This window comes from Streptomyces sp. 150FB (assembly GCF_000818195.1).
GTDB lineage: Bacteria > Actinomycetota > Actinomycetes > Streptomycetales > Streptomycetaceae > Streptomyces.
On record NZ_JTHL01000001.1, the window covers coordinates 3664442 to 3675869 of the forward strand.

The following is an 11428-nucleotide window of genomic DNA, read 5'->3' on the forward strand; positions in this document are numbered from 1 at the left end:
CCGCCGAGGCGGCCGGGTACGGTCCCGTCGCCGCGCCGCGAGGCCGCGGCGGCGAGGGCGGCGGCGAGGGCCGCGTACCGCTCGCCGGATGCCTCACCGGGGGCCGGTTCGGTGAGCGCGGCGAGGTGCCGGTCGTAGAAGCCGGTGTCGGGCCGGCCCGATCGCACGTCCGGGTGGTCCAGGGAGCGTACGAGCAACTCCCGGTTGGTGACCGGGCCGTGGATCCTGGCCCGGCGCAGCGCGCCCCGCAGGAGCCGGAGTGCTTCGGCGCGGGTGGGCGCCCAGGCGATGACCTTGGCGAGCATGGGGTCGTAGTGGATGCCGATGGTGTCGCCGTGCGTGTAGCCGGTGTCGACGCGGAGGCGCGGGGCGGAAACTCCGGGTGCCGATCCGGGTGCCGCCCCAGGTGCCGTACGGGTGTCCGCGCCCCCGCCCGGGATCTCCAGCCGGTGCAGCACGCCCGTCTGCGGCGCCCAGTGGGCCGCCGGGTCCTCCGCGTACAGCCGTGCCTCGACGGCGTGGCCGCGCTCCTCCGGTGGCCGTGGCGGCAGTGGATCGCCCTGGGCGACGAGCAGTTGCAGCGCCACCAGGTCCAGGCCGCCGAACACCTCCTCGGTGACCGGGTGTTCGACCTGGAGGCGGGTGTTCATCTCCAGGAAGTACGGGTGTCCTTCGGCCGATACGAGGAACTCGACGGTGCCGGCCCCCCGGTAGCCGACCGCGCGCGCCGCGGCCACGGCGGCGTCGCGCAGCGTCGTACGCAGCTCGTCGGGGAGGTTCGGCGCCGGGGACTCCTCGATCACCTTCTGGTGCCTGCGTTGCAGCGAGCAGTCGCGCGTCCCGAGCGCCCACACCGTCCCGTGCGCGTCGCAGAGGACCTGCACCTCGACATGCCTGCCGCCCTCCACGTACGGCTCGGCGAACACCTCGCGCTCCCCGAACGCGGACATCGCCTCCGCCGATGCCGCCGCCAACTCCTCCTCAAGAGACGCGAGTTCGCGGACGATCCGGATGCCTCTGCCGCCGCCCCCGGCCGCCGCCTTCAGCAGCAGCGGCAGGTCGGCCCCGCCCACGCGCGCCGGGTCCAGCGGCGCGGGCAGCGGCACACCGGCGGCACCCATCAGCTTCTTGGCGCGCGTCTTCGACGCCATCGCCTCGATGGCCTCGGGCGGCGGACCGATCCACACCAGGCCGGCGTCCAGCACCGCCCGCGCGAACTCGGCGTTCTCGGACAGGAATCCGTACCCGGGATGCACGGCGTCGGCTCCCGCCGCCAGCGCCGCCCGTACGATCAGGTCGCCGCGCAGATACGTGTCGGCCGGGGCCGCGCCCGGCAGCCGTACCGCCGAGTCGGCCTCCCTGACGTGCAGCGCTCCGGCGTCCGGGTCGGAGAACACCGCGACCGTCTCGATGCCCAGCGCGCGGCAGGTGCGGAAGACGCGGCAGGCGATCTCGCCGCGGTTGGCGACCAGCACAGAAGCGATCATCAGGTCCCTCACATCCGGAAGACGCCGAAGCCGCCCCTGGCGCCTTCGACCGGGGCGGTGTGGATGGCGGACAGGCACAGGCCGAGCACCGTGCGGGTGTCGCGCGGGTCGATGACCCCGTCGTCGTACAGCCGCCCGGACAGGAACATCGGCAGCGACTCCGCCTCGATCTGCCGCTCCACCATGGCGCGCAGCGCCGCGTCGCCGTCGTCGTCGTACGCCTCGCCCTTCGCCGCGGCCGAGGCGCGCGCGACGATCGACATCACCCCGGCGAGCTGCTGGGGGCCCATCACCGCCGACTTGGCGCTCGGCCAGGCGAAGAGGAAGCGCGGGTCGTAGGCCCGGCCGCACATGCCGTAGTGCCCGGCGCCGTAGGAGGCGCCCATCAGCACCGAGAGATGCGGGACCGTGGAGTTCGACACCGCGTTGATCATCATCGCGCCGTGCTTGATGATGCCGCCCTGCTCGTACTCCTTGCCGACGACATAGCCGGTCGTGTTGTGCAGGAAGACCAGTGGAATGTCGCGCTGGTTGGCGAGTTGGACGAACTGCGCCGCCTTCTGCGACTCCGCCGAGAACAGCACTCCCTGCGCGTTCGCCAACACCCCCACGGGGAAGCCGTGGAGGCGCGCCCAACCCGTCACCAGGCTCGGCCCGTACAGCGGTTTGAACTCGTCGAAGTCCGAGCCGTCGACGATCCGCGCCACGACCTCACGGGGGTCGAAGGGGATCTTCAGATCGCCCGGGACGATGCCGAGCAGCTCGTCCTGGTCGTACAGCGGCGGCTCGGCGGGGCCCGGATCGGCGTACGCCTTGCGCCAGTTGAGCCGGGCGACGATCCGCCGGGCCCGCCGGAGCGCGTCCTGCTCGTCGATCGCGTAGTGGTCTGCGAGTCCGGACCTGCGCGCGTGCATCTCGGCGCCGCCGAGCGACTCGTCGTCGCTCTCCTCGCCGGTGGCCATCTTCACCAGCGGCGGTCCGCCGAGGAAGACCTTCGACCGCTCCTTGATCATCACGGTGTGGTCGGACATGCCCGGCACATAGGCGCCGCCCGCCGTCGAGTTGCCGAACACCACGGCGACGGTGGGGATTCCGGCCGCCGAGAGGCGCGTGAGGTCGCGGAAGAGCGCGCCGCCGGGGATGAAGATCTCCTTCTGGGAGGGGAGATCGGCGCCACCGGACTCGACGAGGCTGATGAGCGGCAGACGGTTGGCGCGCGCGATCTCGTTGGCGCGCAGCGCCTTCTTCAGCGTCCACGGGTTCGACGAACCGCCGCGCACCGTCGGGTCGTTGGCGGTGATCACGCACTCGACCCCCTCGACCACCCCGATACCGGTCACCATCGAGGCGCCGAGCGGGTAGTCGCTGCCCCAGGCGGCGAGCGGCGACAGCTCCAGGAACGGGGTGTCCTGGTCCACCAGCAGCTCGATCCGCTCGCGCGCGAGGAGCTTGCCGCGCTTACGGTGCCGGGCGACGTACTTGGCGCCGCCGCCCGCGAGCGCCTTGGCGTGCTCGGCGTCGAGCAGCGCGAGCTTCTCCAGCATCGCCGCGCGGTGGGCCGCGTAGTCGGGGGCGGTGACGTCGAGCGCCGACGGGAACACGGTCACAGCAGTACCTCCGGGATGTCGGTGTACCGGGAGCGCAGCCACTCGCCGAGCGCCTTGGCCTGCGGGTCGAAGCGGGCCCGGTCGGCCACGCCCGCGCCGAGGATGCCCTCGACCGTGAAGTTGAGGGCGCGGAGGTTGGGCAGCAGATGGCGGGTCACCGGCAAGGGGGCGGTCTCCGGGAGGAGTTCACGCAGCCGCTCCACCGTCAGCTCATGCGCGAGCCAGCGCCACTCCTCGTCGGTCCTGACCCAGACCCCGATGTTCGCGTCGCCGCCCTTGTCGCCGCTGCGGGCTCCGGCGACACGGCCGAGCGGCGCCCGGCGGGTGGGTCCCGGGGGCCCAGGATCGGGCAGGGCGGGGGTGGCGACGGGCTCAAGCGCCCGCGTACGTACGGGAGGGGGCACCGGCAGGCGGCTGCCGTCGGGCAGCACCGCCGTGTGCGGCACATCGGCCCGGTCGATGTGAGCGGCCTCGAAGACGCCGTACGGCGCGCCCTTGCCGGGTGGCGCAGTGACATGGAAACCGGGGTAGCTGCCGAGCGCCAGCTCGATCGCGGCGCCGCTCACCACCCTGCCCACCGCCGCCGGATCGCTGTCGCGCACCACGAGCCGCAGCAGGGCGCTCGCCGTCTCCTCCGTATCGGCGTCGGCCCGGTCGGTCCGGGACAGCTCCCAACGGACCTCAGCCGGAGGGGAGGCGGCGAAGGCCTCCGCCAACTGTTCCTCGACGAGACGCGCCTTCGCCTCGATGTCGAGGCCGGTCAGGACAAAGACGACCTCGTTGCGCCAGCCGCCGATCCGGTTGAGCCCGACCTTGAGCGTCGGGGGCGGCTCCTCGCCCCGTACCCCGGAGATCCTCACCCGGTCGGGCCCGTCCTGTGCCAGCCGGGCGGTGTCGATACGGGCGGTCACGTCGGGGCCCGCGTACCGGGCGCCGCCCGTCTCGTACAGGAGTTGGGCGGTGACGGTGCCGATGCCCACCACGCCTCCCGTGCCGTCGTGCTTGGTGATGACCGAGGTCCCGTCGGGGTGGATCTCGGCGATCGGGAAGCCGGGGCGGCGCAGCAGGTGGGGGTCGTGGTCGGCGAAGAAGGCGTAGTTCCCACCGGTCGCCTGCGTCCCGCACTCCAGCACATGCCCGGCGACGACGGCGCCGGCGAGCGCGTCGAGATCCTCGGCGCCCCAGCCGAAGTGCGCGGCGGCGGGACCGGTGACCAGGGCGGCGTCGCTGACCCGGCCGGTCACCACGACATCGGCCCCGGCGCGCAGGCAGGCGGCGATCCCGGCCCCGCCGAGGTACGCGTTGGCGGTGAGGACCCCTTCGCCCCAGCCGCCCGGCCCGGGGCCCCGCGCCAGCAGGTCGTCGCCCTCGACATGGGCGACCCGTACCGGTACGCCGAGGCGCTTGGCCAAGTCCCTTATGGCGGCGGCGAGTCCGGCGGGGTTCAGGCCGCCCGCGTTGGTGACCAGCCGTACTCCGCGCTCGTGCGCGAGGCCGAGGCCCTCCTCCAACTGGCGCAGATAGGTCTTCGCGTAACCGGTGTCCGGCGCCTTGAGCCTGTCCCTGCCGAGGATGAGCATGGTCAGCTCGGCGAGGTAGTCGCCGGTGAGCACGTCGAGCGGGCCGCCGGTGAGCATCTCGCGCAGCGCGTCGAAGCGGTCGCCGTAGAAGCCGGACGCGTTGCCGATGCGCAGGATCTCGGAGGTCACCGGTCCTCCTCCGGGTCCGGCTTTGGGGTGGTCTTCGGTGGGCGTCCCGCTCCGGGCGGGCCTGCGAAGGCCTGCGCGATGTCCAGCCAGTGGTCGGCGTCGGGGCCGCTCGCCACCACGGCCAGGTCGGCGCGGTGCGCCCGCCGGGTCACGAGCAGGCAGAAGTCGAGCGCGGGACCGGTCAGGCGCTGGGCCGCGTCCTCGGGGCCGTACGTCCACAACTCGCCCTCCGGCCCTGTCAGTTCGACGCGGAACTGCTCGGGGGGCGCTCGCAGCCCGCGGACGGCGTACGCGTAGTCCCTGGCCCGTACCCCGATCCAGGCCACATGGCGCAGCCGCGTGGTCGGCTCGCGCCGTACCCCTAGGGCGTCGGCGATGTCCTGGCCGTGCGCCCAGGTCTCCATCAGCCGGGCCGTCGCCATCGAGGCGACGCTCATCGGCGGCCCGTACCAGGGGAAGCGGGCGCCGGGCTCCGCCGCGCGCAGGGCGAGTTGGAGCCGCTCGCGGCCGTCGCGCCAGCGGGCGAGCAGGTCGGCGGGCGGGAGCGCGGCGCCGACTGCGGCACCCTCGTCGGCGAAGGAGTCCGGGTGCGCGGCGGCCTTCTCCGTCTCGGCGGCGAAGGCGCCCCGGTCGGTCGCCGCCAGCAGCGCGACGGCGTCGGTCCAGGTGAGATGGGCTATCTGATGGGCGACGGTCCACCCGGGCGCGGGGGTGGCCAGGCTCCAGCGGTCGAGGCCGAAACCGCTGACGATCCCGTCGAGTTCAGCACTCTCGGCGTAGAGATCGTCGAGCACTGCGGTGGGGTCGGACACAGGTGCGCTCCCTGGGGACACGGCGGTGTGCGTGTCCCGGAGCATGGCAGCGGGAGTAGAAACAAGCAAGCATGCTTGCTTTACTTTCCGCTCAAACCCCGCTCGGCCCGGGCGGCCCTGCGCGACTCGCGCCGCCAGGACCGGATCCCGATCTGTGTCGCTATCGCCCCCATGCTCGCCACGACCACCAGCGTGATCGCCGCAGCGTCGACGAGCGACAGCACCTGGTGCAGGATGAGCACCCCGGCCACCGCCGCTATGGCCGGCTCCAGGCTCATCAGTACGGAGAACGTCGAGGCGGGCAGCGAACGCAGCGCGAGCAGTTCGAAGGTGTACGGGAGGACGGAGGACATCACCGCCACCCCCAGCGTCAGCCCGACCGTCGAGGGCACCAGCATCTTCGTCCCCGCGTCGACGATGCCCAGCGGCAGCGCGAGCACCGCGCCCACCGCCATGGCGAGCGCCAGCCCGTCGGCCTGCGGGAAGCGGCGTCCGGTGCGGGCGCTGAGGAGGATGTACGTGGCCCACATGGCGCCGGCGCCGAGCCCGAAGACCGTACCGAGCGGATCGAGCCGGTCGAAGCCGCCTCCGCTCAGCAGGACGACACCGCCCAGGGCGCAGACCGCCCACACGACGCTGACCAGCCTCCGGGACGCGACCACGGAGAGCACGAGCGGCCCGAGGACCTCCAGGGTCACCCCCGCGCCGAGCGGAATGCGGTCGACGGCCTCGTAGAACAGGCAGTTCATGGCGGCCATCGCGGCGCCGAAGACAAGGATCGTGCCCCAGTCGGAGCGCCGGTACCCGCGCAGGGTCGGCCGGCAGGCCAGAAGCAGTACGACGGCGGCGAGCGCGAGCCGCAGCGACACGATGCCGAGAACCCCGGCGCGCGGCATCAGCAGGACGGCGAGGGCGGCGCCGAACTGGACGGAGACCCCGCCGGAGAGCACCAGCGCGACCGAACCGAGTGCGCTCCGGGAGCGCACACCCGAGCCGCCCGGATCAGGACCACCGGCACCACCCGGACCACCCGGACCACCCGGACCACCCGGACCACCCGCCGAAGCGACCGCCGCCCCCACGGCCTCCGGCACCGCGACCGCACCGGCGGCGGCCGCCGCCGCGGCGCCGCGTGACTCCTCCATGACGGTCCACCCCGCTCTCGACTACTACTCCAGCTCTTCCGGACGACTCCGCACGGCTCCGGAAGACTCCGCATGTCTGCGCACGACTCCGCTCCGGCCCTCCCGAGCGTCATCGTCCACTTGAACGCACTGACAGTTCAAGATAATGCACTCTCTCACCCCTCGAACGGCGTAGCGCATCCACCCCCGACCGTCGCACCCCCTCGGACGATATATAGTTGTGTGACACATGCAACTGTTTGGTAAAGTCAGGGGAGGTGTGGGCATGGGCGATCTGCCCCCGGAAGGGGATCACAGCACGTCACCCGGGGAGTCCGGCGCCCGTGAACCCATCCGGCAACTCGCCGAGGGCGTCGACCGCCTCATGCGGATGTTCATCCGTACCCGTGCGCAGTTGCTGGACCGGGCACGCGACGACATCGACTGGTCGGTCCAGATCCTGATGGGCGTACTGGTCAAACAGGGACCCATGCGCGTCAAGAAGCTGGCCGAGCTGGTCGAGTCCGACCCCTCCACTGTGAGCCGTCACGTGGCACAGCTCGTACGTGACGGCTTCCTCGAGCGCCGCGCCGATGCGGATGACGGGCGCGCCTGCCAGTTGGTGGCCACAGACAAGGCCCGGCACGCCGTCGCCGAGCGGACACGGTCACGCGACGTGCACTTCGAGGAAATGCTCCACGACTGGGACGACCACGACCGCGAGCGGCTGGCCGGACTGCTGGTGCGATTTATCGACGATTTCGAAACGTACAAAACCGTACTCGCCGCCAAGGACTGGAAGAACTTCAGTCCGGCGGCGAGTCGAGAGGAGACCTCCGCATGAGTTCCACCAGCGCCGCGTCCGCCGATATCGGTTCGGGCACAACAGGGGAGGCGCCAAGAACGGGTTACACCCACCGGCAGATCATGGTGATCCTGTCCGGTCTGCTGCTCGGGATGTTCCTGGCAGCCCTGGACCAGACCGTCGTCTCGACGGCGATCTACAAGATCGGTGAAAGCCTCAACGGGCTCACCGCCCAGGCATGGGTGACCACCGCGTTCCTGATCACCTCGACGATCGCCACCCCGCTGTACGGCAAGCTGTCCGACCAGTACGGACGCAAGCCCTTCTTCCTCTTCGCCATCGCGGTGTTCATCACCGGATCGGCACTGTGCACCCTCTCCAACTCGATGTACATGCTCGCCGGGTTCCGTGCCTTCCAGGGCATAGGCGCCGGCGGTCTGTTCTCCCTGGCCTTCGCGATCATCGGCGACATCATCGCGCCGCGTGAACGTGCCAAGTACCAGGGTTACTTCATGGCCGTCTTCGGTACGTCCAGCGTGCTGGGCCCGGTCGTCGGCGGTGCGCTGGCGGGCCAGAACACCCTGCTCGGCATCGACGGCTGGCGCTGGATCTTCCTGATCAACGTCCCGATCGGCGTTGTGGCACTGATCGTTGTGGCCAAGGTCCTCCACCTGGAGCACAACCGGCGCGAGCACCGCGTCGACTTCGCCGGCGCCATCTCGCTCGTGGTCGCGCTGGTGCCGCTGCTGATCGTCGCCGAACAGGGCAGGACCTGGGGCTGGGGTTCGACCTCCTCGCTCGCCTGCTACGTCATCGGCGCACTCGGCATCGTGAGCTTCCTGTTCGCCGAGCGCCGCGCCGGCGACGACGCGCTGCTGCCGATGCGGCTCTTCCGTAACGGTGTGTTCGCCGTCGGGGCCGCCCAGTCGATGATCATCGGTATCGGCATGTTCGGTGGCATCACCCTGCTGCCGCTCTACCTCCAGCTCGTCAAGGGCAACTCCCCGACCAAGGCCGGTCTGCTGACCCTCCCGCTGGTGCTGGGCATCATGGCGCTCTCGGTCGTCGCCGGTCAGGTCACCTCGCGCACCGGCCGGTACAAGATCTTCCCGATCATCGGTGGCGGACTGCTCGTCATCGGCATGCTCATGCTGTGGCGGCTGAAGGCCGACACCGGTCTCGTCTACACCGACATCTCGATGTTCGTCGTCGGCGCCGGGCTGGGTCTGAACATGCAGACCATCGTGCTGGCCATGCAGAACGCGGTACCGCCGCGCGACATCGGCGTCGCCACCTCGTCCACCACCTTCTTCCGGCAGATGGGCGGTACGGCGGGTGTCGCCGTCTTCCTGTCGATCGTCTACTCGATCGTGGGCAGCAAGATCACCTCCGCCTTCGCCGACGTACAGGGCACAGCGGCGTTCCAGGCCGCGGCCAAGGCCCACCCCGATCAGCTCAAGACGCTCCAGTCGGCGTCCTCCGGATCGGCGGGCACGCTCAACGACACCTCGTTCCTGAGCCGCCTCGACCCGGTCCTCGCGCACCCCTTCAAGGTCGGCTTCACGAACGCGGTCACGGTCGCCTTCCTGGTCGGCGCCGTGGTGCTGGTCGTCGCCTTCATCCTGGCCTTCTTCATCAAGGAGGTCCCGCTGCGTACGACGGCGGCCGCCTTCACGAAGGATCCCGCCGAGAGCGAGGCGAAGTAAGGACGGCACGACATGGAGCCGGAGCGCCGCGGGAAGACCGTCACAGGTCCCTCCCCCGGCGCTCAGCGCTTTCCGGGGCCGTCAACTCCCTGACTCCCTGCCACCTGGCGTCACTTCCCGGGGCCTCCCGCTTCCGGAGCCCCTTCTGAAGACGCCAGCCCCTCCGCCAGCACCTCCGCCAAGTGCCGCGCCTTGTAAGGCCCGAGCTGGTCGAGCTGGGTCCGGCAGGAGAACCCGTCGGCGAGCAGTTCGGTCCCCTCGGCTGCCCCGCGTACCGACGGCAGGAGCTGGTCCTCGGCGCAGGCCACCGATACGTCGTAATGGCCCGCCTCGAAACCGAAGTTGCCCGCCAGGCCGCAGCAGCCGCCGCTCAACTCGCCCGTCAGGCCCGCCCGTTCGCGTAGCCGCCGGTCCGCAGCCTCGCCGAGTACGGCGTGCTGGTGGCAGTGCGTCTGACCGGCCACCGGGCGGTCCAGCCTCGGCGGTTCCCACTCCGGGGCGCGCTCCTCCAGCACCTCGGCGAACGTACGGACCGCGGCCGCCAGCCGGGCCGCGCGCGGGTCGTCGCCCAGCAGTTCCGGCAGGTCCGTCCTGAGCGTGGCGGCGCAGCTCGGCTCCAGGACCACCACCGGCAGGTCGTGCTCCGGGCCCTCCGCCGCGAAGCAGAGCGGCTCCATCCGGTCCAGCGTCCGGCGCATCACCGCGCGCGCCTGGTCGAGTTGGCCCGTGGAGACATACGTCAGACCGCAGCACACCCGGCCGCGCGGTGCCACGACCCCGATGCCCGCCGCTTTCATCACCCGGCCCGCTGCCACTCCGACCGACGGCGACAGATACTGCGTGAACGTGTCGGGCCACAGGATCGCCGTCCGGCCGCGTTCGGTGGCGGCGATGGCCCTGGTCCCCCTGGTGCCCTTGAACTCGGCGTCCCACAACCGGTCGAAGGTGCGCGGCGCCAGTTTCGGGATCGTCCGCTCCCGCGCGATCCCGCCGAGCCGCTTCGCGAGCGTCGCCAACAGCCGTACGCGCGCTGCCGCGTTGAGCAGCCGCGCGAAGGGCGCCGCGAGCAGCAGCCACTGCGGCAGCCGCCCCATCGCGTAGTGGGATGCGGGGCGCCGCCGCCCCTCGTAGTGGTGGTGCAGGAACTCCGCCTTGTACGTGGCCATGTCGACGCCCACCGGGCAGTCGCTGCGGCAGCCCTTGCAGGACAGGCAGAGGTCGAGTGCGTCCCTTACCTCGGTGGAACGCCAGCCGCCCGTGACGACTCCGCCCGCTTCGCCCGCGAGCATCTCGTGCAGCAGGCGCGCCCGCCCGCGCGTCGAGTGCTGCTCCTCGCCCGTCGCGCGGAACGACGGGCACATCACCCCCGAGCCCTCGTTCGGTCCTGCCACCCGGCACTTGGCGACGCCCACGCACCGCCGGACCGCCGCCGAGAAGTCCCCTCCCCCGTCCGGGCCGTCGTGCGGGTAGCCGAACTCCACCTCGACGCGCTCGCGCGGCAGCACGGAGAATCGCAGGTTCTCGTCCAGCTTCGCGGGCCTGGCCAGCACGCCCGGGTTCATACCGCCCTCCGGGTCCCAGACGTCCTTGAACCGGCTGAAGAGACCGACCAGTTCGTCGCCGTACATCTTCGGCAGCAGCTCGGCGCGCGCCAGCCCGTCGCCGTGCTCGCCCGACAGCGATCCGCCGTGCGCGACGACGAGTTCCGCCGTCTCCTCGGAGAAGCGCCGGAAGCGGCGCACCCCGTCCTCGCTGGAGAGGTCGAAGTCGATACGGACGTGGATACAGCCGTCCCCGAAGTGCCCGTACGGCGTGCCGTGCAGCCCGTGCTCGGCCAACAGCCGCCGGAACTCCCGCAGATACGTGCCCAGCCTGGCCGGCGGCACCGCGCAGTCCTCCCAGCCCGGCCACGCCTCGCTGCCGTCGGGCGAGCGCGTCGCCGTCCCGGCCGCGTCCTCCCGTACCCGCCAGAGTGCCCGCTGCCCGGCCGGGTCGTCCACGACCGTGCCGTCCAGGGCGTCGGAGGCCCGCAGGATGGCCCCGGCGCGGGCGCGCGCCTCGCCCGGTGTCGCGCCGCCCGCCTCCACGAAGAGCCAGGCCCCGCCGCGCGGCAGGTCGTGTCCGCCGCGTACGAGATCCTCGGCCATGCCCTCGACGGTCAGCGGGCCGTACGGCAGC

8 protein-coding genes are annotated in these 11428 nt (G+C 71.7%); 2 read left to right on the forward strand and 6 right to left on the reverse strand.

Annotated elements, in window-relative coordinates; all coding sequences use genetic code 11:
• The 5 genes from QR77_RS15645 to QR77_RS15665 form a co-directional block, all read right to left on the reverse strand.
• Window positions 1-1487 (reverse strand): biotin carboxylase N-terminal domain-containing protein (locus tag QR77_RS15645; RefSeq protein ID WP_040028033.1); only part of this gene is annotated, 1487 nt, incomplete at its 3' end.
• A gap of 8 nt (window positions 1488-1495) precedes the next feature.
• Entirely contained in the window at window positions 1496-3094 is a 1599-nt protein-coding gene (locus QR77_RS15650; RefSeq protein ID WP_040022401.1) for a carboxyl transferase domain-containing protein, read from the reverse strand.
• Window positions 3091-4803, reverse strand: coding sequence for an acyclic terpene utilization AtuA family protein (locus QR77_RS15655; RefSeq protein ID WP_040022402.1), 1713 nt, complete (start codon window positions 4801-4803; stop codon window positions 3091-3093). The genes QR77_RS15650 and QR77_RS15655 overlap by 4 nt, the downstream gene beginning before the upstream one ends.
• The gene (locus tag QR77_RS15660) at window positions 4800-5615 is read right to left on the reverse strand and encodes a TIGR03084 family metal-binding protein (protein WP_040022403.1); all 816 of its coding nucleotides are present in this window, start codon (window positions 5613-5615) and stop codon (window positions 4800-4802) included. The genes QR77_RS15655 and QR77_RS15660 overlap by 4 nt, the downstream gene beginning before the upstream one ends.
• A gap of 80 nt (window positions 5616-5695) precedes the next feature.
• Window positions 5696-6760 (reverse strand): EamA family transporter, encoded by a 1065-nt coding sequence (locus tag QR77_RS15665; RefSeq protein ID WP_078876713.1) that lies wholly within the window; start codon window positions 6758-6760, stop codon window positions 5696-5698.
• A gap of 265 nt (window positions 6761-7025) precedes the next feature.
• Here QR77_RS15665 and QR77_RS15670 point away from each other — a divergent pair, with 265 nt between their 5' ends.
• Both QR77_RS15670 and QR77_RS15675 read left to right on the forward strand, forming a co-directional pair.
• Window positions 7026-7583, forward strand: a complete 558-nt coding sequence (locus QR77_RS15670) for a MarR family transcriptional regulator (RefSeq protein WP_052488781.1) — start codon at window positions 7026-7028, stop codon at window positions 7581-7583.
• On the forward strand, window positions 7580-9250 hold the full coding sequence (locus tag QR77_RS15675) for an MDR family MFS transporter (RefSeq protein WP_052488782.1): 1671 nt from the start codon (window positions 7580-7582) through the stop codon (window positions 9248-9250). Before QR77_RS15670 ends, QR77_RS15675 begins: the two co-directional genes overlap by 4 nt.
• Before the next feature lie 110 nt (window positions 9251-9360).
• On the opposite strand, the gene QR77_RS15680 is transcribed toward QR77_RS15675, so the two are convergent.
• Window positions 9361-11428 (reverse strand): FAD-linked oxidase C-terminal domain-containing protein (locus tag QR77_RS15680; protein ID WP_040022406.1); only part of this gene is annotated, 2068 nt, incomplete at its 5' end.